This window comes from Enterococcus sp. DIV1096b (assembly GCF_050498765.1).
Classification (GTDB): domain Bacteria; phylum Bacillota; class Bacilli; order Lactobacillales; family Enterococcaceae; genus Enterococcus_D; species Enterococcus_D entomosocium.
The window spans coordinates 1643100-1667325 of the sequence record NZ_JBMHEK010000001.1; the positions used below are offsets into that span (position 1 = coordinate 1643100).

Below are 24226 nucleotides of genomic sequence, written 5' to 3' on the forward strand. Positions count from 1 at the left end.
AAACGTGTTGAATGGGGCTATGTGAGGAAACAAGCAGGCATATTGTTGTGCAAAAGCGTTTTCTGCAGGTATCCTTAAGGTATCTAAGGAAGGATGTGGCTTTTGATGAAATGGATCGTGAAAAAAGATGATTTAGAAAGCTACCGTGCGAAGTTCCATGGAAAACTGGCTGGTTATGCCGAGGAAGCCAAAAAGATTGCCCTGCCAACACCAAAGTATTTTATCGTGGTGGTTGACGAAGAAAAAATCCACTTGATTCAGTTAGATCTGCAATTTCATGAAAAAGGGATGCAGACAATTATGATCCATGAGATCACAAAATTACAACTAGGCGGTGTGGTAAATAAAAAAGTTCAGATTCAGACACCTTCGACCACTGTCAAATTAATGATCAAACCGTTGGCGATCGGTATCAAAGAGGAGCAAAAAGCCTTGATCGATCGGTTTACCAGAATGTCGCGATAAACATCGGAGGAACACGCGGGAAAAATCAGTTGGATTTTTTCAGAAAAAAAGCAAGGGCAGTTGTCTGCACTTGCTTTTCGTGAGTCCTGTTATTCTGGCGTACCGACGATTTTAATAAATTCATCGATATTCTTGATCTTCATATGTTTGATCACTAACTGTTCCCGCTTGTTCCATTTTCCTTCAACTTCTAATTGGTATTTATTTAATGGAAGGCGTAAGACATAGCTGGCTAAGTAGCGATCCTTAATAATGCAATTTACGATTTTGTGGTCTTCTAAAAGTTGGATACCTGTCAGCATCATTGGCGTTTCTTGAAAAACGCGGCTATTGACTAACAATCCAGTGTGGGTTTCGTTCATGGGATCTTCCTTTCTGATAAACCTGGGATAAATCATCTTTCTGTCTGTTATGTTACCTGATTTGCATCAGAAAGGCAATTCCTATAATAAATCCTCGTTATTATAGGTCAAGCACAAAGAAAGGAGGGAAACGACATGGTTGGGTATAATCGTTTCTCAAATGAGTTTCAAAAGGCTTCGAAAGAACTCCGTGAAGGGAAGAAGTCCAAAAATGCCAATAAGGGGCTGCGAACCCGACAAAAAATCGCTGCTGAAAAAGAGCAAAAAGCACAAAATGCTTTTTCGACTGGTTTTTTGATCGGTTCCTTCAGAGAGTTATTCCGCAAAAAATAAGCAAGTTCCGCTGCCAAAGCGGGACTTGCTTTTTGTTTAGAATAAATAATTGAAGAAGACACCATTGAGAAAGGAAAAGCTTAGATAGAATAGAAAAAGTGTTACGATATCCAGTGGTAAACCTTTTAGAATTGGCGGAATCGTGGCAATTTGATTCCGTGTATGAACCCCTGACAAAGCACAAGAAAAGAGGAAATACATGCCTACAGCAACAAATAAATTGGTTAAATAATCGGTATAGGGAAATTGGCTCACGGTGGCGATCGTCAGCAAGAGAACATTGACTAGGAGCGTTTTTTTTAGATCAGTCGTCAAGAAACGTTTTTTTGCAGGAACGATCAGTAAACACAAGCCCCCCGCAATCAAGGCGATGATGGCAGCACTTACCAAGTTGGTGACCACTTGATTGCCATAGACGAAACGATTTTGAAGTAAAAGATAAAAGCTTAACCCACTGAACAAGTAAGCGACCGCAATGATCCCTGAGAGGAAAACCACCCGTGTCGTCACGTTCGGTTTTTTCTCTTTGACGGTCGGTGCCAAATTTTGACAGGCGTAATTTGTGAGTAGAATGACTAGAAAGACCACTAGCCGATTGGCGATCATCATAAGGAACCCTCCTTTTTTACGATTTAGCTCATGATTTTAAGGTTGAACGGGGTCTTTTTTCCTTCCCCTAATATGCGAAGGCGTAAGAAGCGATCAATAAGTGGGGTGAAACAATTCATGATCAAGATGGCATAGCTCATGCCTTCATTTGTAAAACCAAAGAAACGGAAGAGCACAACGAGGAGGCCAACGCCTAAGGCAAAAAGATTTTCTCCTGCTTTTGTTCCTGGTGTCGAAGAATAATCAGTCGCCATATAAATCGCACCCAACATGGCACCACCACTGATGATATGACCGATGACCGTTTGCCAACTGCCAGTAAAAAGTCCTTCTGGACCAAGGATAAAAGCAAAGAGCCCGATCGTCGCAAAGATAATCAGTGGGATACGAGGGGAGATGATTTTCTTGTAAACGAGAAAAATCCCACCCAACAGTAAAAGTAAGGCACTGGTTTCACCGATTCGTCCTCCGGTAAATCCTAAAAAGGCGTCCACTAGTTCAGAGCCACTCAACGTTTCTCCTGCTTTCATGACAGCTAATGGTGTGGCACCAGAAACAACATCGTTCGCTGTAGCCTGCGAAACGACATCAGGTGCGATGCTGCCAAAAGGTGGATCAGGCCAACTGATTAGAAACATTTGGTTATAAAACAAGCCAATCAACAGGGCTCGACCGCCGAGGGCTGGATTTAGAAAATTATAACCAATACCGCCAAAAAATTCTTTGACGATGATTACGGCAAACGCCACCCCAATCACGGGAAAATACCAAGGTGCGGTTGGTGGGAGGTTCATCGTTAAAAGCAAGGCCGTCACGACGATGCTTAAATCGAAGCGAAACGGCCGTTTGACAAGATAGGACCAAAGTCCGTCGGCAGCAAACGCCGTGGCTAGTGCAATGAAAAACAAGCCATAAACTTTCAATCCAAAAAGGTAGCCAGAGAATAAAACTGCTGGCAGCAAGGCTAATACCACACACCCCATGATTTTAATGGTCTCGTCATTGCTGCGAATATGGGGGCTTGGGGGTGTTTCTTGATTTTTCCTTTGCTGAAAGAGACGTTCGCTATCGGAATCCTTGTAATAATCAGGCACTTTCCTTCGCCTCCTTTTGCAACTGGGCAACTTTGCCTTTTGCGGCAGTGATATTGGCAGCTAAGGAACGTTTAGCTGGGCAGACGAAGGTACAGGCACCACAATTGATACATGCTTCTGCCAATAATTCTTCACACTTTTGATAATCCCCCGCTCGATAAAACTGATCGATCTCCATTGGCATGAGGCGCATTGGACAAGCTTCGACACATTTGTTGCAGCGAATACAGGGGTTTTCGGCATAGAGCCAATCGGTTTCTTCATTAAAAACAACGATGCCGTTGCTGCCTTTGGTGACCGGAACTTTCAAGGTTTTGACGGATTTTCCCATCATTGGTCCACCAAGAATCAATTTGCTGGGGGCTCCTTGAAAGCCGCCGGCAAAGTCGATCAATTCTCCTGCGAGTGTTCCTAACGGATTTTTGACGATGCAGGGATTTTGAACATCGCCGGTAACGGTTGTATAGCGTTCAATCAACGGTTTGTCATAACAGACCGCTTCGGCGATGGCAAAGCTGGTGGCAACATTGATCAAGACGATACCGATATCGGCAGTCAAACCACCTAACGGCACCTCTTGATCGGTCAATAACTCTACTAACTGCTTTTCACCACCGGTTGGATAAACAGTTGGGACAGTAACGACTTCTATCGTGTCATCCTCTGCACTTGCGGCTTGCATGGCTGAAATGGCTCTTGGTTTGTCATCTTCGATGCCTATTATGATTTTTGGACCATCCAGTAACTTTTGGGCGATCTTTGCACCGTGAATGATTTTCTGGGCTTCTTTTTGCATTAAGAAAGCATCACTGCGTAAGAACGGCTCACATTCAGAACCATTTAAGATCAAAGTATGGATTTTTTTGGTTTCATCAATACTGAATTTGACATGGGTGGGAAACGTTGCACCGCCTTTGCCGGCGACGCCGCCTTGACGGATTTTGTTGAGGATGGTTTCGTTAGCAGCAGATTGCCAGTCGAAGGGGGCTGACAAAAAATCATTTTGATAAGCATAATCATTTTCAATGATGATGGTTTTTCCTTCTTCATTGTTTTGATTCGGCCAATCGACCATGTCGACGATTTTACCCGAAACAGATGCATGAATTTTGGCAGATACAAACGCATCAGACTCAGCGATCACTTGCCCTTGCTTGACGTAATCACCAACGGAAACAATCGGTTCCACCGGAGCACCAATATGTTGTGCTAAAGGGATAAAGACCATCGTAGGTGAAAAGGTAAGAATTTCATCTTGTTCGATCATTAATTTTTCTTTTAACATTTTTAATGGGGGACTTAGTGAAATACCGCCAGTAAATGTTCTCATAACCAACACTCCTTTCTCTCCTAAGTTTATTCTAGCATGCCATAAGGAATCACAAAACCCAAAACGCTTACATTTCACAAGAAAAACTTCTTTCGGTTGACATATGATTGTTTATTCATATATAATAAGTCTATAAATATGATTGATCGTTCATATGATAGATGGACTAGAGGAGGTTTTAATGATGGCTGAACATACTTGTCAACATGATCACACAAAAACGGAGGGGCATTCTCATACTCACGATCATGGGACTCTCCCACGTAACATTTATTTTGTAGGCTTACTGCTCTTTATACTGGCACTTTTTGTTCCGAACCAATGGGTGAAAGATGGGTTTTATTTTGCTGCGGTTTTATTAGCAGGTTATCACATTTCGTGGGAAGGAATCGAAGATACCTTAAAGAGTACCAGAGCCAATCGGCGATTCACACCGAATGTACATCTTTTGATGTTGTTGGCAGCGATTGGTTCCATGGTCATAGGAAATTTTAATGAAGCAGCTTTGTTGATTTTGATTTTTGCAGGCGCTCACTTCTTAGAAGAATACGCCGAGGGACAAAGTCGAAGAGAAATCACCAATCTTCTCAAATTGAATCCCACTGAAGCCCGTTTGATGGGTCCGGATGGGAAAACCAAAAAAATTGCCGCTTCTGAGATAAAAAAAGGAGATATTTTGCAAGTGCTACCTGGTGATCAGTTAGCAACAGATGGCGTAATCCTTTCTGGAACGAGTGCCATCAATGAAGCTTCGATCAATGGGGAAAGTATTCCTCGAGAAAAGACTACAGGAGACGAAGTCTATGGGAGTACGATTAATGGAAACGGCACATTTTTGATGGAAGTCACGAAAGACAGCTCTGAAACAGTCTTCGCAAAAATTCTTTCAGTGGTGGAAGCGGCGCAATCAAATCAATCACCGACCGAAACACGAATCAAAAAAATCGAACCAATCTATGTAACGGTTGTTTTCATTGCAGTCCCTTTGTTCATTTTGACTGCACCGTTTCTATTTGGTTGGGATTGGTATACAAGTTTTTATCGTGGGATCGTAATGATGATTGCGGCTTCTCCTTGTGCTTTAGCGGCAAGCGCCGTCCCTGCTAGTTTGTCGGCGATCTCGAATCTAGCGAAAAAAGGGATTCTTTTTAAAGGGAGCAATTACTTGACCAATTTCGCTCAGATCAAAGCGGTGGCTTTTGACAAAACGGGAACTTTGACCGTTGGAAAACCTACAGTCACGGAAGCCGTTTTCGCTGATACGATCGATCGAGCAGAGGCAGCAGCGGTCATCGTTTCGATGGAAAAGCAAGCCAACCACCCATTAGCAGATGCGATCGTTACTTATTTCGAGAAGACAGAGAAAATACGAGAAATCGAACAGTTGACTGTCACAAACGAGATTGGTTCCGGTTTAGGTGCCGTCGCAGGAACAAAAACCTATCGATTAGGAAAAAGAACCGAAAACACCCAGTTAACAGGTTTGATGGAGCAACAGTACCGTCAATTGGAAGCGCAAGGAAAAACAATGGTCGTGTTTTCCATCAACGAAGAGGTTACGGCGATCATCGCATTGATGGATGAGCCGAACGAACAGGCAGCTTCTGTGATTCACTATTTGAAAAACGAAGGTATCCATACTGTTATGATCACCGGAGACAGTGCTTCTGCTGGTGAAGCAATCGGTCAGCGCTTAAAGGTTGACCAAGTGGCTGCCAATGTTTTGCCTGAGAACAAAGCGGAAGCAGTACGAGCACTCCAAGAAGCATACGGACAAACCGCCATGGTGGGTGATGGTATCAATGATGCCCCTGCACTTGTTCAAGCAGACATCGGCTTTGCGATGGGGGAAGGGTCAGATGTTGCGATTGAAGTAGGAGACGCAGTGATCATGAAGAATGATCTTTCGCGTTTTGCATATGCCTATCGCTTAGCGAAGAAGATGGATCGGATCATTTGGCAAAATATTTTTTTCTCCATGTTTATCGTCGCGTTATTAGTCGGCTTGAATCTATTCGGCATGATGAACATTGGGTTGGGGGTATTTGCCCATGAAGGCAGTACATTGATCGTATTGTTTAACGGGTTACGTCTTTTGCGTAAACTACCAGAAGCATAAAAAAAGCGGCTATCGAAAGATAGCTGCTTTTTAATGACTGAATTGTGTCGAAGTTGGAAAATCAAAGGCATCGATTTTTTGTAATCGATTTTCGATCCTTCTTAGAATTCCTTCAGAGGATTCTAACGGTTTGATTGCATGATAAGCAGTCAGCAATAGGACTTTTTCTTTAGCAGGACGATTTTCGATGCGATAGATATTGGCTAATCGTTCAACATATTCGTAATGACTATAGTCCGTTTTATTAATCAAGAAGTGCAAGAGATCTTTTGCTTTCGCATAGTCTTCTTGAAGATAGAAACTGATCGCTTCACGATACAATTTGATATCGAGTTCTTCGATTTGTTCTGGATTCGCTTTTAACGCACGCCACTCATTGATCGAGATTTTTCGTACGACTTTGCCAGTTGCATCGGTCAAAAAAATTACCGGCACATCATTTGGATGTTTTGCTTCTTGCTTAATTTTCTTCATGTCGCACCTCCCGCCTCTCAATGGACTGACTGTTTGATATCTCCTATTTTAAAAGGAATAGCGGGAAAAGTCTACATGTAGATGTTAGATTCGTAGAAAATTTTAAAACATTCTCATTTATTAGGCTCTTTTTCGTTGAAAATGATTAATAGCGTCGGATGCCCCCATGAAAATCAAGATACCGCCAAAAATTTGGAAGAACAGTAGCCAAGTGGCGAATGGATTCAATACGAGAACGAGTCCAGCAGCAATAATCAAAAGACTGATGATTAAGCTCGTGATGTAAGGTAAGCCAATGCGTTTTTGGTTAAAGCTTGCCATTAAGCGGGTGCATCCGCTGATGGTGATCATGATCCCTAAGAAAAATGGCACGATGGCAAGTAATCCTTTGGCAAAAACTAAAATCGCAGCTGCAGCAATCAACAGTAAGATACCAGAGACCGACTGCACATTGCGATAGCCCTTTTGTTTTTCTTTGTAGCTCGTATACAAGCTGATGATCCCTAGACATGCGATGTATCCGGCAACGAGATAAACGATCGTGTTGAAAACAGATCGTGGTGCAATCAAGATAATGAAGCCGAAGACGATATATACGACGGCACGAAGCAAGTCATAGCGTTGTAATTTATCAAAAAATGCATTCATGATAATTCCTCCTTTTTTTCTTATTGTACCGAATTCTGGTGAAAATAGATATCAAAAAACCTAGGAAATAGGCTAAGCCTTTTGTAACAGATCATTTTTTGGTAAAATAGGGAAAAGAAAACAGAACGGAGAGTTTTATGAGTGGGTTAACGCTATTGATGTGTGCCTTTACGATCGTTTTGTACCTCTATTTATTGGTGGTACGCAAAGAGATTCACTTTATTGCTGTTGAGCGCAAACTAAGCAAAATCGCTATTACGATCTTTTCAGTAATGATTATCCTATCCATGTTGATGATGGATGACCAATTGGATAATCAGGTGCGAGGAATCGTTTCAGGTTTTGTCTTTTTAAGCTTTGTGCTAGACAGCCGCGGGTTAGCCCTAGATCGAATTATTGTCCATCCAATGAGTATTAAAGGGGTACTGTACCAAGACATTGATCGGGTCGTATTATTTCAAGAAAAGGAAGGGCAGCCCATCAAGATGAACTATTTTCGAAAAGGGATGCGGGGACCATTAATGAAATTCAAACAACCGTTAGCTGAATTGGTGGTTTTTTTGTCGGAGCACTTGAATGAAGGAACACCGATCGATATTCTGGTCGATCATGATCAAGGAAAAAATGACTAAAAGACCCTTGATTGCTGCCGTATGTGGCCGTAATCAAGGGTCTTTTGTTTAAAAATCGGGAATCGTTTTAATGGAAAACGCGGAAACGTTCGTCATCATTTAAAAATTCTTTTTCATTTGGTTCGCTTTGTTTTGAACCAAAAACTAATTGGGCCCGCAGCTGCCAATTTTCAGGAATTGACCATTCAGCTACAACAGCATCATCAATTACTGGATTATAATGTTGTAAGTTGGCGCCTAATCCGGCTTCTTCTAAAGCTACCCAAACATTCGCTTGGGCAATCCCATTCGATTGTTCTGCCCAGACCGGGAAGTTATCTGCATAAAGGGCAAATTGGTCTTGCAAGTTCTTAACGGTATCTGTGTGAATAAAGAATAGAACGGTTCCATAACCTGCTTTAAAGCCAGCAAGTTTTAGTTTCGTTGCTTCAAACGCCTCCGGTGGTGTCAATGGTTCTAAAGCAGCCTCCGTTAACGTCCATAATTTTTCGTGGGCATCGCCAAATAAAATCACGGCACGTGGCGATTGTGCGTTAAAAGCAGTTGGACTGTTTTTTACTGCTTCTTTCACGATGGCTTCGATTTCTGTATCTGAGAGTGAAACATCATTGCCTAATCCATAGATTGAACGGCGCTGTTTGATCGTATCAAGAAATTTTGTCATAGTATTCCCACCTTTTCTATTGTCATAGAATGAAGTATACATTCTTACTTAATGTTAGTAAAACAAAATGCTTTGTAAGAAAAAAGTCAGGCAAACGCGCCTGACTTTTTTCTTACTGGGCATCAATGGCGATAAATTTGACAGTCACGTATTCTTCAGGACCATATTTGCCGTTTTCACGACCAAAACCGGAATGTTTGACGCCGCCGAAGGGAGCCGCTGGGTTTGAGATCGCAATGTCATTGACCCCAACCATCCCATATTGGAGGTTTTGGGCTACATCCGAGATTGTTTGCAGATTCGTTGAAAAGAAGTAAGAGGCTAATCCAAATTCCGTATCATTTGCCGCAGCGATGACTGCTTGTCGATCCGTAAATGAGATCAATGGAATCACGGGTCCAAAGGTTTCTTCATAGTAAATAGTCATGTCAGGAGTGATGCCGTCGATGACCGTTGGTGCAAAGAAGTTGCCTTTTTCGTATTCACCTTCAGTAAGCTTCTTCCCACCGAATAAGACTTTAGCCCCTTTATTTACCGCGTCTTCCAGCTGGTCGATGATTTTTTTAACGCCTGCTTGATTGATCAAAGGACCAACGGTGGGGTTCTCTAAACCATTACCAACAGTTACGGCTTCCATTTGCCCTAATAGCTTTTTAGTAAAGGCTTCTTTGATGGATTCTTCGACAAAAATTCGATTGGGGGATGTACAGACCTGACCGTTGTTGCGGAATTTTGCTGCAATTAATTTTTCAGCAGCTAAATCTAAATCAGCATCAGCAAAAACAAGAAACGGGGCATGGCCGCCTAACTCCAATGAAACTTTTTTCAGAGTTGGTGCAGCTTGTTCGTATAATTTCATCCCAACTTTCGTGGAGCCGGTAAAGGTGATTTTTTTGACTTGTTTGTTCTCAGTCAATTCTTTCCCGATTTCAGAAGAATCCCCTAAGACGATATTGACGACTCCGTCAGGAAGGCCCGCTTGTTGAAAAAGTTCACCTAAAGCCAATGCTGATAGGGGTGTTTCTTTAGATGGTTTCATAACAAGGGTACAGCCAACTGCCATGGCAGGAGCGATTTTTCGAGCAATCATATTGGAAGGAAAGTTCCAAGGCGTGATCGCACCAACAACACCGATGGCTTCTTTACGCACCAGCCAATGATTGTGTGCAGGAGCTGGAATCACTTCGCCGTAGACCCGTTGTGCTTCGGCGGCATTCCAACGGAAATTGTCTACGTTGGATTGGATTTCTGCCTCTGCCTCCTTTAATGGTTTTCCTTGTTCCATGCTCATAATTTTTGCCAAACGGTCGCTTTCTTGTTCCATTAAATCAGCAATCTTGTTCATCAAATCGGCTCGTTCTCGAGGCGAACGTTTTGACCAATCTGTGAAGGCTTTCGCGGCGGCATCGATCGCTTGCTTTGTTTCATCGATGCCTCCTTGGCTGACTTTTACCAGTTCTTCATTAGTGGCAGGATTGGTAACCGAAACCGACTCTTTTGTTCCTTCAAGCCATTTTCCGTCAATCAATAACTTCGTGGGCACTTGTGGTAACTGTTGGTTCATTTTGGCACTTCCTTTCAATAATGGGTTCTATTTCAACCGTAGCACGGATTAGATAAGATGACAATTCATACGCAAGTCCAATGATTCCCCAAATTTTCATAAAGAACCAGAGAGGAGATGTCCTGCTCCTTTCATTTTATGGTAGAATAGAAAAATAAGAATGTTTGTTCGATTCTTGGAAAATATAGTTAAAACATTCAAGGAGTGAGGGACGCGTGCAACAAGTAAAAGAGCTTTTAAAAACAGTAGGATTTGTCGTGATCTTTACTTTATTCCTCTTGTTATTAAGACAGTATGTCTTTACCCCTGTGATCGTAAAAGGAGATTCGATGGACCCCACATTACATGATGGTGAGCGGGTGATTGCTTTGAAAAATACCGAGATCGAACGTTTCGATATCATAACGTTTGAAGCACCGGATGAAGCAGGCAAAAACTATATCAAACGCGTAATCGGATTACCTGGCGACCAGGTTTCCTATCAAAACGATACCCTTTATATCAATGGACAAGCATACGATGAACCCTACTTGGATGAATTCAAAGCAGCTGTCGCAGATGGCTTTCCGTTGACTAGTGATTTTGATATGGGGTTATTTGGTGTTGAAGTCATTCCTGAAGGTCAAATTTTAGTGTTAGGGGATAACCGTCGAATTTCCAAAGATAGTCGTCAATTAGGTCTGATCGATGAATCAACAATTTTGGGGGATGTAAAATTTGTTTTCTGGCCAATTGCCGATTTTGGTATGGTAGGCAAAGAATGAAATTCTGCGATTGTTATTTTGTTTTTAAGGAGAGTCTCTTAAAAATAAAGACGCATTCGAAAAAGCGTGTCGCTGATTTTTTAGTGGATTTTTTTAAAAGACGATGGAGAGAAGGAGTCCTTTCATGAGTTTACGATTTATTCTTGGCGATGGCCGTTGTCGTCATGATCAAGCAGTGATAGAAAATGCAAAAAGCTGGTTAGAAAAAGACCATCAAGAAGTATTTTTCCTGGTACCTAACTACAACAAATTTGAACGAGAGCGCGAGATCCTTCAATTACTGAAAGAGGATCGCGTAGAAGATTTTGCTTCTATTCGCGCGCAAGTGTATAGTTTTCACCGTTTGGCTTGGTTTTATCTGCAGCAAACCGGCTTGCTTTCTCAAAATGCCATCACTGAAAATGGTGCCTCCATGATCATGCGTAAGCTGCTTTTGGAACTAGAAGAAGAACTCGTCTTATACCGTGGTGAGATCAACAAAGCGGGTTTTATCCAACAATTGTTGGCTTTCTATCAAGAAATGCATACAAGTCGATTGGGGATCGAAGATTTATTAGCAGGTGGTGCTGCACCAAGCGCAACCCAAGACGAAGAAAAAAAATACAGTGAATTAGCGATAATTTTTCAACGATTTGAACAAGAACTTCTAGAGCGTGCCTTGCAAGTCGAACAACCGATCACCTTACTGACACGCTTTCTGGAAGGTTCCTTGCTGGGCGATTCCTCGGTGGATCATGCAATGCCAACCACTGTTTCTTTGAACAAAGCGCCAGATCTTTCCCACGCCTTATTTATTATCAGCGGTTTCTCCGCTTTTTCAACACAAGAGCAACAGTTGATTCAAGTACTGATGAAGAGAAGTCATGTAGTGATTGATCTTATTTTGGATCGCGGGTACCCACAAGAGATGCCCACGCCATTGAATTTATTTTACGAAGCAGGACGGACCTATTATCAGTTGATCAGTTTTGCTCGTGACAATCAAGTGAACATTTACTTAGATCAGAAACTTTCCGTCAACCAAGAGGTGGACAAAGAAGACGAGGGATCGATCCCGCAGGCATACAAGGAAGTAGAAACTTTTTGGCGGCAGACCCAATCACAAGCCAATTATCATCAGCAGACGTCCGTCAAAGACTTCTTGGCTGTCTGGAAAGTTGGGAATCCCGAAGAAGAGATTCGTCAAATCGCAGCGTCGATCCGCGGGAGGATGAGTGATAAGAAACGGTACCCAACATTAAGGTATCGTGATATCCAATTACTGATCGCCGAACCAGAAGTCTATCATCAGTATATTCCTAAAATTTTTACTGAGTTTGAGATTCCTTTTTATATCGATGAAGAGCAGATGATGGCGCAACATCCATTGGTTGAGTTTTTGAATGCTTTTTTTGCTTGTCAATCCTATGGCTTTCGCTTAAATGATATTTTACGGTTGCTTAGAACGGAACTTTACTTACCGGCAGCCTATCGCTCCGAAGCAGATTGGCTTGTTGGGCGTGACCAGTTTCGTAAGTTGGTGGATATTACCGAGAACAAAGCGCTGGCTCATGATTTCCAAGGAGCGAGTTGGACGAGAAACGAAGATTGGGAACTGATCGAGTATTTACAATCGGAAGAAGAGCAGACGGATAAAGTGGATTTGACAGCGTATACCAACCAGTTGCGCAGGGCCTTTAAACAAGATGTTGCTGATACTCTAGACTGGCTGACGGCTGCTAGAACGAACCGCGATGCGGTCGAACTGCTGTATCGCTTTTTACTGAATGCGGGTGTCGAGCAACAGCTGAGGCATTGGCGAGACCAGGCAATCCAACAAGGAAAATTAGATCAAGCCCGCAATCATGAACAAGCATGGCAAGCTTTAATGGATCTGCTGGATGAGTATGCCACGATCTATGGAGATGAGCCCTTTGATTTTGCGCTCTTTGAAGATGTCTTATTGACTGGCTTAGAAAATGTCACTTTCGGAAAGATCCCAACAGCGATCGACCAAGTCAACATCAACCGCCTTGATTTGGCACGTCCGAAACAAGCGAAGATCACATTTGCACCGGGATTGAATGAAACGGCTTTGCCAAGAAAAATGGAAAATAAAACATTATTGACGAATGAAGAACGTCAGCATTTCAATCAGTTATTCAATGGTGAAAAATACCTTAGAGACACAGTGGTGGAGGGGAGTGTCAAAGAACCATTTGCCTTTTATTCTGTCTTGCTTTCAGCGACAGAGCACTTATCACTGTCCTATGCCGTTAATTTTGATACACAGCAAAACATCAAGATGTCGCCTTATTTAGACCGCGTGGTCAAGCATTTGGATGTACCACTGCAAGAGCGGGGGATCTTGGCGCTAGTCAGTGACCCGAGAGACTATGTTGGCAGTTATCGTGGCCTGATCTACCAAATCAATAATCTCAGTCAGCAAGCGCAAAAAAACAAAGAGAATTTGCCTCGAGTGTGGGAGCAACTGAAACAAGCGCTGTTACGTTCGGAATGGACAGATTTAGCTGCCCAAGTATTTGAAAGCCAAACCCATCAAAATATTCCGATTCCTTTGTCTCAAGCACAAGCTGCGGCGCTATATGGCCCGTCGATCTACAGCTCCATTTCTCAGATGGAGACGTTCTATCAGTGTGAATACAAGTATTTCGTCAGCTACGGATTACGGTTAAAAGAACGGGAAGTTTATGGCTTAAATCCAGCAATGACCGGTGAGTTTTTCCATGATGCGTTGGACCGCTTTGTCAAAGTCCTAATTGCTGAAAATATTTCCTTGACCCAGTTAACTGCTGACCAACGCGTGCAATTTGTGGAAGTCGTTTTGCAGGAAATTTTTGGCGAAAGCCGTTATCGCTTACTGACGAGTTCTGCTCGGATGAATTTTATTCGGTATCAATTAGGCAAGACGATTCAGCGAGTAGCGTGGGCATTAGCGAAACAAGGACAAAAAATGCATTTTAGTCCTGAAAAGACGGAGGTGCTGTTCGGCCAGATCGCTGGCTCAAATGGGATTAACGGGATCGAATTACCATTAAGTTCTGGCGGGAAACTACATGTGCGGGGGAAGATTGATCGTGTCGATACGGCGAAAACGGAAGAAGAACAATGGCTTTCCGTTGTTGACTATAAATCTAGCAGCCGAGATTTTGACCTTTCTGAAGCCTACTACGGACTTGCGATGCAGTTGATCACGTATCTCGACGTCGCATTGACGGATGCTGTCCAACTGGTTGGTTCGCCAAAGGTTCGACCAGCGGGGGCATATTATCTGCATGTGCATAATCCGCTTTTGGACGGACAAGAAGCCAGTGAAGAAGAACGTTTAAAACGTTTCAAGTATGACGGGTTGTTTATTGACGAACCGGCTGTTTTCCCGTTACTCGATGAGGAAGTTGAAGCCAGCAAAAATTCGCCGGTATTTCCTGTTCGGAAAGACAAAAACGGCAATTATCAAAAAACAACACAGGCGAAAAACAAGTTTTATACAGAAGAAGAGCTTGAACTATTAAGAAAACACAATCGGAAAAATATGCAACAAAGTGGTGAGAAGCTGTTGAGCGGTGAAATCGCCTTAAACCCGTCTTATAAATTAAAAGACAAAAAAAGGGCGTGTGAGTTTTGTCCGTTTCGCAGCATCTGTGACTTTGATGTATTATTGAAAGAAAATGAGTACCACCATTTAGAAAACTTATCTAAAGATGAGATTATCCATCGCTTAAGGGAGGAAGAAGATGAGTAAGATCCCTTTAAAACCGCAAAATGAAACCTTTACGGATACCCAATGGCAAGCCATTTTTGATAAAGGGGATAATATCCTCGTTTCCGCTTCAGCGGGTTCAGGTAAAACCACCGTTTTGGTTCGGCGAGTGATTGAAAAGCTAAAAGCAGGAACGACGATCGATTCTTTACTGATCGTGACCTTTACCGAAGCAGCTGCTCGAGAAATGAAAGAACGGATTCAAGCGGCATTGCAGCAGGCCATCAATCAAGAAAGTGACGAGCAAAAGCGCCAGCACTTCGTCCGTCAGCTGCAGCTATTGCCGACAGCTAACATTTCTACCTTGCATGCGTTTTGTTTAACTGTGATTCGGCGTTTTTATTATTTGATCGATTTAGATCCAAATTTCCGCATGATGACTGATGAAACCGAAATTTTATTGATGAAAGAAGAAATCTGGACACAGCTGAGAGATCAACAATATGAAGCCAATGATGAAGCGTTCTTTCGTTTGACGGAAAATTTTTCTAGTGATCGTTCCGATGAAGGCGTCGGGGATCTGATCCTGTCTCTTTATGACTTTGCCCGAGCAAATCCGGATCCAGTAAACTGGTTAGCTCATCTAAGTGATCACTATATCGGCAAAGAAACCTTTGCTGAAAATACCCTGTACCAATCGCAAATCAAGCCGACTTTGCAAGAAAACTTGAAGACAGCGGCGCATTTGCTGCAGGCGGCGCAAGACTATGCCCGTTCTGATGAAGCGATGGAAAAAGCGGCACTATTGATCGATACCGAATTAGGAATGGTGGAAACCTTAAAGGCTCTGCTTGATTCAGACGATGTTGATGGCTTCTATGAGCAAATCCAAGTGTTGCGTTTTGCTCGCTACCCAGCTTTTCGCAAACCAGAACAAAAGGAACTCTCTCAAGAAATTAAACCTTTGCGAGATGATGCGAAAAAATTGGTTGAGCAATTGAAAGCGGCCTTTCCATACCCACCGGCTGAAATGATGGAGCTGCTTCATCGGTCCGCACCTGTCGTTGAAAAAATGGCAGCTATGACCGAAGCGTTTATGAAAGCATTCCAAGAAAGGAAACTTTCAAAAGGCCGTTTAGACTTTAATGATTTGGAACATTTCACCTTGCAGATTTTACAAGGAGACGGTAGTGGAAGTGAAGCGTCGACCTATTATCGTGATCGCTTTGAAGAAGTTTTAGTCGATGAATATCAAGACGTCAATCGGCTGCAAGAGGCAATTTTATATTGGGTGAGACAAGTCGATCATAACCCCGGCAACATGTTTATGGTGGGGGATGTAAAGCAGTCGATCTATTCGTTTCGACTAGCAGATCCGACGCTATTTATCGAAAAATACTTGGCATTTGAAACGGAGAATGGTGGGCGGAGAATCGTCTTAGCAGAAAATTTCCGTTCTCGCTCCGACGTATTGGATTTTACGAATCTAGTTTTTCAACAGCTGATGGATGAACGGGTTGGACAAATCCCTTATGATGAGGCGGCAGCCTTGATTACCGGTTTTCCTCATTTTCCAGAAAGCGACGCCTTTGCCACAGAGCTCTTGTTATATGAAAAAGAGCATGAATCCGAAGAACAATTGATCGATGACAAAACAGAGGGTGAAATGCAGATTACTGCATTGAAGATTCGAGAGTTGATTGAATCAAAATTCATGATCTATGACAAAAAAGCCAAAGCAAATCGACCAATCACTTACAACGATATCGTCTTATTGACCCCTACACGTAAAAACAATCTTGTCATTTTAGATGTCTTTAAGCAGTTTGGGATTCCGATGGCGGTGAATGATGCTCAAAACTATTTTCAGGCAACGGAAATCCAAACCGTCGTTTCTTTGCTGCAAATCATTGACAATCCGTACCAAGATATCCCCCTTGTGGCGGTCTTGCGTTCGCCAATCGTCGGCCTAACAGAAGATCAATTGGCTGAGATCCGTTTAGCAAATCGTTCCAGCGACTACTATGATGCAGTATTGGATTATCATGTTCAACAAGAAGAGTCACCCTTGTGGCAAACGGTGGATGGGTTTTTAGCCAAACTAAATCAATGGCGCGAAGAAGCACGCAGATTACCGATCCCGACCTTATTATGGCAAATCTATGAAGATACTGCTTACTTGGATTATGTTGTGGGACTTCCTGCAGGACAGCAGCGTTATGCAAATTTAGTGGCATTGATCCACAGAGCCGAAAAATACGAAAAGAGCAGTTTCCGTGGTTTGTACCAATTCATTCGCTTCATCGAAAAAATGCAAGAAAAAAACAAAGATTTGGCGGAGCCTGTGGCTACTCCTGTAGAAGATGCCGTTCGAGTGATGACCGTCCATGCAAGTAAAGGCTTGGAATTCCCTGTTGTGTTCTTACTGGATACAACAAAATTCTTTAACTACCAAGATTTTCAAAAACGCTATATCTTTGAAGAACAGCTGGGGGCTGGGATCCAATATGTGAATCCAGCAGAAAACCTTAAATTTGAGACACTGCCGTTTCAAGCCATCAAGCAAGTTCGTTTGAAAAAAGCCTTGTCAGAAGAAATGCGAAAATTATACGTAGCATTGACACGAGCAGAGCAGAAGCTTTTCTTAGTGGGCTCCTATAAAAATCAAGCGGATGCCTTTAAGACTTGGCAATCTGGCCTGACACAAGCCGAGATGGTTCTTGATCCTGCATTACGGCTTGTTGCCCGGGGGAGCTTGATGGATTGGGTCGGACGGACCCTGATGCGCCATCCAGATATGGAAGCAGTATTCTCTGAAGCGTCAGAGCGCAAGCGGACGATCGATCATCCTGCTCATTTTCGTCTGTCATGGTGGAATCAAGAAACGATCACGCAACAAGTCCAAGAGACCCTTGCGCCAGTCGAGGAGTCTAAACGATTGCTTGCGCCAGATAGCAATATCGATGATCTTTTGAAACGCCTAGCATATCGCTATCCTTATCAAAAAGCGACCCAAACGACTAGTTATCAATCTGTATCAGAATTGAAAAGACTCTATAACGATCCCGATGATCAACAGACCACTTTGTTGGAATGGCGGTCGGTTTCCGAGAAGACGAATCCTCAGCAGTATCGCTTCGTACAGGATGAATTGGCGAAACCAAAATTTCTGCAAGAAACGAAGCCTCTCGCCAGCAGTATCGGGACAGCAACACATACGGTTTTGCAAATGATCCCATTAGGAATGACGCCAACACAAGATACTTTGGAGCTCCTGATTGCTGAACTCGTGAAAAAGCAATTTTTTTCTGAAGAAATCGCCAAAAAAATTGACCGATCGAGCATTTTGTGGTTTTATCAAACTGAACTAGGTGAACTGCTGAACCGATCCTCTGATGTGGTGAAGCGGGAGCAGCCGTTTTCGATGCTAAAAGAGGCTGATACGATCTTTGAAGGGTTTGACGAACCAGATGCGCCGCTTTTGATCCATGGTATTATCGACGGCTATATTGAATTGGCGGATGAAATCATTTTATATGACTTTAAAACAGATGATGTTTTCGGCAGTCAGGCTCAGATTGAAAAGAAAATGCGCGAACGATATTATGGTCAATTGAAACTCTACTGCCAAGCATTGGAGAAAGCATTGAGCAAACCAGTGAAACAGACCTATTTAGTGCTGTTAAAACCTAAAATGATCGTGGCATTCTAGCTGATCGATCCTAGTTTCTTACAATTCGTAAGTCATATGCTATAATAGGTAAAAGAGGTGATGGAGAATGATAAAAGTAGAATCGGATTATGCCCTTTGTCCTAAATTTGAAAAAGCTTTTTCTATTTTAGGCAAAAAGTGGAACGGCTTGATCATTGATGTCCTTCTTGAAGACGGCAAACAAAGATTTGTTGAGTTAGCAAACAAGATTCCTCAAGTGAGTGATCGGGTGTTAGTCGAACGCTTGAAAGAATTAGAGCGGGAAGAAATTGTCTGCAAAGAAAACAATCTTTACTGCTTGACGCCAAGAGGTATTGCTCTTGAAAAGAGTATGATGAGTGTGAAGCGTTGGGCAGAAACCTGGGTGCGTGAGGAAGAATGCAGTTGATTTCTCACCGGAAATTAGGTAAACTAAGCTTAAATGAATAGATAAAAAGCGTTGATAGAAACTAGTAATTTGGCTGAATCAGAAAAAGGGAGACTTGTCACAGACTGAAAGCAAGTCCTGTATTCGAAAAATGAATTTCACTTCTGGAGCTTGCTGATTACAGTCAGTCGGCAGTTTTGCTGTCGTTAGCCGAAGTGAGTGCGCGGTTTTTTTCGCGAATGAGGATGGTAACACGAGACGTCGTTCCTTTTTTAAGGGATGATGTCTTTTTTTGTCTTTATATGAATGATACTCACTTTATTCAGTCAATCCAGTCTTTTTATTCTTACACTATTCACAGCATAGAAGGAGGAAACACATGTCTTTACAAGAGAAATTAGAAGCATTGAAGGAAACGACATTGCTTAAAATCAAAGAAAGTCCAACCATGAATGACTTGAATCAAATTCGAGTGGAAGTGCTTGGGAAAAAAGGCCCTATCACAGAAGTTCTGCGGGGAATGAAAGATCTTTCTGCGGAAGAACGGCCGAAGGTGGGGAGCTATGCCAACGAGATTCGTGATATCTTGACAGAAGCGATCGAAGAAGCCAAGACGTCTATCGAAGCAGCAAACTTGGAAAAAGCTCTTGCTGAAGAATCCATCGACGTGACGTTGCCTGGTAAAAAGATGAACCGAGGAACACGCCATGTGCTAACGCAAATCATGGAAGAAATCGAAGATATCTTTGTTGGTATGGGCTACCAAGTAGTCGAAGGTTACGAAGTGGAAAAAGATCATTACAACTTCGAACGGATGAATCTGCCAAAGGATCATCCAGCCAGAGACATGCAAGATACTTTTTATATTTCAGAGGAAGTGCTGATTCGAACCCATACGTCACCAGTGCAAGCGAGAACAATGGAGACTCATGATTTTTCTAAAGGGCCGCTGCGGATGATCTCACCCGGGAAAGTTTTCCGTCGTGACACAGATGATGCGACCCATAGCCACCAATTCCATCAAATTGAAGGTTTGGTAATCGATAAGAATATTACGATGGGTGACTTAAAAGGAACCTTAGAAGTCATGATGCAAAAAATGTTTGGGGAAGATCGCCAAATTCGCTTGCGACCAAGCTATTTCCCTTTCACAGAACCATCGGTCGAAGTCGATGTCAGCTGCTTCAAGTGCGGTGGTGCCGGTTGTAATGTTTGTAAACAAACTGGCTGGATCGAGATCCTCGGTGCTGGAATGGTGCATCCTAACGTCTTAGAAATGTCAGGGATCGATCCAACCCAATATTCAGGATTTGCTTTTGGTTTAGGTCCTGATCGAGTGGCAATGCTGCGCTACGGCGTGAACGACATTCGCCAATTCTATCAAAATGATGTGCGTTTCATTCGCCAGTTCAAGGGGGAACAATAAATGTTAGTATCATACAAATGGTTAAATGAATACCTTGATCTGTCTGAGATCACACCCAAAGAGCTGGCGGATAAAATGTCAGTGACGGGGATCGAAGTCGAAGGTATTGACGTGCCTGAAGAGGGTTTAAAAAAAATCGTTGTCGGAGAAGTGACCGACTGCCGACCACATCCAGATTCTGATCATCTATCAATTTGCCAAGTAAATATTGGCGAGGATGAAGACTCACAGATCGTTTGTGGTGCGCCGAATGTCAAAAGCGGCATCAAAGTCATCGTGGCATTACCAGGCTCTCGAATCGCGGGCAACGTAAAAATCAAAAAGGGCAAGATGCGGGGAGAAGTTTCCAACGGCATGATTTGTTCGTTGCAAGAGTTGGGATATGCCGATAGCGTGATTCCCAAAGAATACGCAGAAGGAATTTATTATTTACCAGCAGAAGCAGAACCAGGATCACCGGTTTTTCCTTATCTTGATATGGATGATCACATTATCGAATTATCGATCACTCCGAATCGTGCGGATGCGTTGAGCATGCGGGGGGTTGCTTATGAAGTCGGTGCAATCTATCGGCAAACACCGAAGTTTCCTGAAATTGCGCTTACCGAAAGTGAAGTAGCTGCTGCCGATAAAATTCAGGTGAAGGTCACTGAAGTAACGGATGCACCCGCCTACCAAATTCGAATCATTGATGGCGTAACGATCGCCCCAAGTCCACAATGGCTGCAAAATCGCTTGATGAATGAAGGCATTCGTCCAATCAATAATGTCGTGGACGTGACGAATTATATCTTACTGTTATTTGGTCAACCATTGCATGCTTTTGATTATCAAAAGCTAGACAGCAAGGAAATACTGGTACGTCGCGGCAAAGAAAATGAAAGCCTGGTTACCTTAGATGGAGAAACTCGTCAGCTTTCCCCAGAAGACATCGTTATCACCAACGGAACGACACCAGTTGCGCTCGCAGGCGTCATGGGAGGTCTTGATTCTGAAATCACGGAAACGACGACCACAGTCGCTTTAGAAGCGGCCTTGTTCGATCCATTAGCGATTCGTTTGACTTCGAAAAAATTCAATTTAAGAAGCGAATCATCCGCTCGTTTTGAAAAAGGGATCAACGAAGCAACGGTTGCAAAAGCTTGTGATGCAGCAGCAGCACTGATTGCGGAACTTGCTGGCGGAACGGTCTTAAAAGAGGCAGTAATAGGTTCCCAAGTAGCAGTAGAACCTGTGGAGGTTGCGATTACTTTAGCACGGATCAATAGCTATTTAGGCACAGAAATCACTGATGAAGAAGTGCAAGAAATCTTTGATGCATTAGGCTTTGGTCATCGTCAAGAAGCAGACAGCTATATTGTTTCAGTCCCACCTCGTCGTTGGGATATTACGATCGAAGCAGATATCATTGAAGAAGTGGCGCGTATTTACGGTTATGATCGTTTGCCATCGACTTTACCGCAAGGAGAAACGGTTGCCGGTCATTTAACCAAAGCGCAACGTCTGACTAGAGAAGTTCGGACTCTTTTGGAAGGCAACGGGGTCAGTGAAGCCATCAGCTATGCTTTGACAACGGAAGAGAAGGCGCAACAATTTACGGATAAATCGAGCCAAGTGACTCGATTGGATTGGCCAATGACCGAAGAGCGTGCCGTCTTGCGCTTGAATCTGATTTCAGGTTTGTTAGACGACGTTGCGTACAATTTGGCACGTAAAAACAATCGTGTTGCTTTATATGAAATTGGTCGCGTCTTCTATCAAACGGGCGACAGTAAACACGAACTGCCAACAGAAGTCAATCACTTAGGGCTAGCATTGACAGGAAATATCCATGAGAAAGACTGGCAAACTCAAGCTCAAAAAGTTGATTTCTTCCATTTGAAAGGCATTTTAGAAAATCTTTTTGATTCGTTGGCATTAACCGACCGTATTCGTTATCAAAAAACGGCAGATATCAAAGAGATGCATCCTGGGCGTACGGCAATGATCTTGCTAGATGACCTAGAAATCGGCTTCTTGGGACAAGTCCACCCATCGATCGCCAAAGCCTACGAAGTGAGTGAAACCTATGTTGCTGAATTGAACTTAGATCAGTTGTTAGCAGTTAAAACAGAACAATTGGTCTATCAACCAGTTTCTAAGTTCCCATCAGTGACCCGAGATATGGCACTCTTGCTCGATGAAACGATCGATAACCAATCCGTGATGGAAATCATTCGTGAAAGTGCAGGTCGCTTCTTAAGTGATATTCGTTTATTCGATGTTTATCAAGGGAAAAACATTGAATCAGGTAAAAAATCTCTAGGGTACAGTCTGACCTTTAGCAATCCGGAAGCTACCCTGACGGATGAAGAGATCAATCAAGCAATAGCGAAAATTACTCGTAACTTAGAAGAAAACGTTCAAGCAGAAATCCGCTAATCAAATAAGTAGAAAAACGTTCTCCACCATACAAAGAAGTTGGGTGGGGAACGTTTTCTACTATTATAATAGATGCTCAGATGACACAAGAATGTTAGGAGTTGAGTGAAAGCCTTAAAAGATTTCTCTATAGAAGGCATTCCAGCTTTTTTGGTACAACCTTTTTTAAACACTGGCTAGGCTGAAAAAATGCATTTTCTAATCAGCGTTTTATGAAGTTATTTTTTAGGACAGCTCCTCGATTTTTGCGCAAGAAACAGCATCAAATCAAAATACACAAAGTGTCGGTCTGGGGAGGAAGTGTTCTCGTGAAATCTAACACAGAGTTTGTACATAGGTTTTGCATGAAAGAATTCATTCCGATTTGTAAACAAAAAAACAAGCCGTAAAGGCTTGTTTTTTTAAGCAAAGTAATTGATGCCCATTGCATTTTTGACTTCAGCTAACGTCTGAGCGGCAACTTGTTCAGCTTTTTCACTACCAAGTTTTAGTAAGTTCATCACTTCACCGGGATCTTTTGCAAAAGCTTCACGGCGTTCACGAATCGGTGCAAATTCGGCTTCTAGAACATCGATCAAATAGCGTTTGATTTTGACATCGCCTAATCCACCACGGGTGTAATGTTCTTTTAATTCAGCAATTTTTTCTTTTTCGGTACCAAATACATCAAGATAAGTGAAGACCATATTGCCTTCAACTTGTCCGGGGTCGTTGACATGAATGTGATTTGGGTCCGTGTACATGCTCATCACTTTCTTTTGTAATACATCGGCTGGATCAGCTAAGTAAATGCCGTTGTTCAATGATTTGCTCATTTTCCCGTTCCCATCGATCCCCGCTAAACGTCCCATGCCTTTTGGCGGTAAAACCGCTTTTGGTTCGACTAATACTTCACTATACGTAGAATTAAAACTATGCACGATTTCTTGCGTTTGTTCCAGCATTGGTTTTTGATCTTCGCCGACTGGGACTAAATTTGCTTTAAAAGCGGTGATATCCGCTGCTTGAGAGACAGGATAGATGAAGAAACCAGAAGGAACGCCTTCACCAAATTTTTTTTGTTCAATTTCGGCTTTAACGGTTGGATTGCGTCGTACTCGAGCAACACTGACTAGATTGAGATAATACATCGTCAATTCAGAGAGCTGAGGGATTTGCGATTGAATAAACATCGTTGTTTTTGCTGGATCCAATCCAACGGCTAAATAATCCAAAGCAACTTCTAAAATATTCGCTGAGACCTTCTCAGGTGTTTTCGCATTATCTGTTAGTGCCTGCATGTCAGCGACCATGATATAAAGCTGATTTTCAGGGTCAGCTTGCATTTCGACCCGTTTTTTTAAAGACCCCACATAATGGCCAAGATGCAATTTGCCAGTTGGGCGGTCGCCAGTTAAAATCGTATTCACTTTTTTTCCACCTTTTCCTTTGTTATATGGTTTATCTTACCTTTTTTTAGCAAAAGAAACAACCGGTTCTCCTTGTGATCTGATGGGGTGAGAAAAATTTTCATGGACAAAAACCTCACATCAAAGTAAAATA

The 24226-nt window shown here is 42.6% G+C and carries 19 protein-coding genes; 10 read left to right on the top strand and 9 right to left on the bottom strand.

Features of this window, described 5'->3' with window-relative positions:
• Nucleotides 1-93 precede the first annotated feature (93 nt).
• On the top strand, nucleotides 94-465 hold the full coding sequence (locus tag IGJ17_RS07825; RefSeq protein ID WP_142424837.1) for a hypothetical protein: 372 nt from the start codon (nucleotides 94-96) through the stop codon (nucleotides 463-465).
• A gap of 89 nt (nucleotides 466-554) precedes the next feature.
• On the opposite strand, the gene IGJ17_RS07830 is transcribed toward IGJ17_RS07825, so the two are convergent.
• Nucleotides 555-827: a hypothetical protein gene (locus IGJ17_RS07830; protein ID WP_005226206.1), complete on the bottom strand. Its 273-nt coding sequence runs from the start codon at nucleotides 825-827 to the stop codon at nucleotides 555-557.
• A gap of 135 nt (nucleotides 828-962) precedes the next feature.
• Here IGJ17_RS07830 and IGJ17_RS07835 point away from each other — a divergent pair, with 135 nt between their 5' ends.
• Nucleotides 963-1160: a hypothetical protein gene (locus IGJ17_RS07835; protein WP_005236143.1), complete on the top strand. Its 198-nt coding sequence runs from the start codon at nucleotides 963-965 to the stop codon at nucleotides 1158-1160.
• Nucleotides 1161-1196: 36 nt separating this feature from the next.
• Here IGJ17_RS07835 and IGJ17_RS07840 read toward each other — a convergent pair whose 3' ends face one another.
• The 3 genes from IGJ17_RS07840 to rsxC are packed head-to-tail and all read right to left on the bottom strand — an operon-like array spanning nucleotide 1197 to nucleotide 4193.
• Nucleotides 1197-1769, bottom strand: a complete 573-nt coding sequence (locus tag IGJ17_RS07840; RefSeq protein ID WP_429961217.1) for a hypothetical protein — start codon at nucleotides 1767-1769, stop codon at nucleotides 1197-1199.
• A gap of 23 nt (nucleotides 1770-1792) precedes the next feature.
• Entirely contained in the window at nucleotides 1793-2863 is a 1071-nt protein-coding gene (locus IGJ17_RS07845; protein ID WP_005236139.1) for an RnfABCDGE type electron transport complex subunit D, read from the bottom strand.
• Nucleotides 2856-4193: an electron transport complex subunit RsxC gene (gene rsxC, locus IGJ17_RS07850; RefSeq protein ID WP_042890379.1), complete on the bottom strand. Its 1338-nt coding sequence runs from the start codon at nucleotides 4191-4193 to the stop codon at nucleotides 2856-2858. The genes IGJ17_RS07845 and rsxC overlap by 8 nt, the downstream gene beginning before the upstream one ends.
• Nucleotides 4194-4377: 184 nt before the next feature.
• Here rsxC and IGJ17_RS07855 point away from each other — a divergent pair, with 184 nt between their 5' ends.
• Nucleotides 4378-6312 carry a heavy metal translocating P-type ATPase gene (locus IGJ17_RS07855; protein ID WP_429961218.1) on the top strand — a complete coding sequence of 645 codons (1935 nt, stop codon included), beginning with the start codon at nucleotides 4378-4380 and terminating at the stop codon, nucleotides 6310-6312.
• Between the two features lie 30 nt (nucleotides 6313-6342).
• Here IGJ17_RS07855 and IGJ17_RS07860 read toward each other — a convergent pair whose 3' ends face one another.
• Both IGJ17_RS07860 and IGJ17_RS07865 read right to left on the bottom strand, forming a co-directional pair.
• The gene (locus IGJ17_RS07860; protein WP_008381931.1) at nucleotides 6343-6786 is read right to left on the bottom strand and encodes a hypothetical protein; all 444 of its coding nucleotides are present in this window, start codon (nucleotides 6784-6786) and stop codon (nucleotides 6343-6345) included.
• A 120-nt stretch (nucleotides 6787-6906) separates the two neighbouring features.
• Entirely contained in the window at nucleotides 6907-7434 is a 528-nt protein-coding gene (locus IGJ17_RS07865; RefSeq protein ID WP_008381929.1) for an HdeD family acid-resistance protein, read from the bottom strand.
• A 137-nt stretch (nucleotides 7435-7571) separates the two neighbouring features.
• Here IGJ17_RS07865 and IGJ17_RS07870 point away from each other — a divergent pair, with 137 nt between their 5' ends.
• Nucleotides 7572-8066, top strand: coding sequence for a hypothetical protein (locus IGJ17_RS07870; protein ID WP_005236128.1), 495 nt, complete (start codon nucleotides 7572-7574; stop codon nucleotides 8064-8066).
• A 67-nt stretch (nucleotides 8067-8133) separates the two neighbouring features.
• On the opposite strand, the gene IGJ17_RS07875 is transcribed toward IGJ17_RS07870, so the two are convergent.
• Together IGJ17_RS07875 and IGJ17_RS07880 are read right to left on the bottom strand one after the other, a co-directional pair.
• A complete protein-coding gene (locus tag IGJ17_RS07875) occupies nucleotides 8134-8730 on the bottom strand; it encodes a nitroreductase family protein (RefSeq protein WP_429961219.1) in 597 nt (198 codons plus the stop codon).
• A 112-nt stretch (nucleotides 8731-8842) separates the two neighbouring features.
• Entirely contained in the window at nucleotides 8843-10294 is a 1452-nt protein-coding gene (locus IGJ17_RS07880) for an NAD-dependent succinate-semialdehyde dehydrogenase (protein WP_005236125.1), read from the bottom strand.
• 215 nt (nucleotides 10295-10509) lie between these two features.
• On the opposite strand from IGJ17_RS07880, the gene lepB reads away from it, so the two are divergent.
• The 6 genes from lepB to pheT all read left to right on the top strand — a co-directional run bounded on the left by lepB (nucleotide 10510) and on the right by pheT (nucleotide 22684).
• Nucleotides 10510-11058 (top strand): signal peptidase I, encoded by a 549-nt coding sequence (lepB, locus tag IGJ17_RS07885; RefSeq protein WP_005236123.1) that lies wholly within the window; start codon nucleotides 10510-10512, stop codon nucleotides 11056-11058.
• A gap of 124 nt (nucleotides 11059-11182) precedes the next feature.
• Nucleotides 11183-14800, top strand: a complete 3618-nt coding sequence (locus IGJ17_RS07890) for a PD-(D/E)XK nuclease family protein (RefSeq protein ID WP_429961220.1) — start codon at nucleotides 11183-11185, stop codon at nucleotides 14798-14800.
• Nucleotides 14793-18470, top strand: a complete 3678-nt coding sequence (gene addA, locus IGJ17_RS07895; RefSeq protein ID WP_429961221.1) for a helicase-exonuclease AddAB subunit AddA — start codon at nucleotides 14793-14795, stop codon at nucleotides 18468-18470. Before IGJ17_RS07890 ends, addA begins: the two co-directional genes overlap by 8 nt.
• Nucleotides 18471-18537: 67 nt before the next feature.
• Complete coding sequence (locus IGJ17_RS07900; RefSeq protein WP_005226192.1) at nucleotides 18538-18858, top strand: winged helix-turn-helix transcriptional regulator; 321 nt, start codon at nucleotides 18538-18540, stop codon at nucleotides 18856-18858.
• A gap of 358 nt (nucleotides 18859-19216) precedes the next feature.
• A complete protein-coding gene (gene pheS, locus IGJ17_RS07905) occupies nucleotides 19217-20263 on the top strand; it encodes a phenylalanine--tRNA ligase subunit alpha (protein WP_008381915.1) in 1047 nt (348 codons plus the stop codon).
• Nucleotides 20264-22684, top strand: a complete 2421-nt coding sequence (gene pheT / locus IGJ17_RS07910) for a phenylalanine--tRNA ligase subunit beta (protein ID WP_429961222.1) — start codon at nucleotides 20264-20266, stop codon at nucleotides 22682-22684. It begins immediately after the preceding gene.
• A gap of 401 nt (nucleotides 22685-23085) precedes the next feature.
• On the opposite strand, the gene trpS is transcribed toward pheT, so the two are convergent.
• The gene (gene trpS, locus IGJ17_RS07915; protein WP_005236112.1) at nucleotides 23086-24093 is read right to left on the bottom strand and encodes a tryptophan--tRNA ligase; all 1008 of its coding nucleotides are present in this window, start codon (nucleotides 24091-24093) and stop codon (nucleotides 23086-23088) included.
• Nucleotides 24094-24226: the final 133 nt, after the last annotated feature.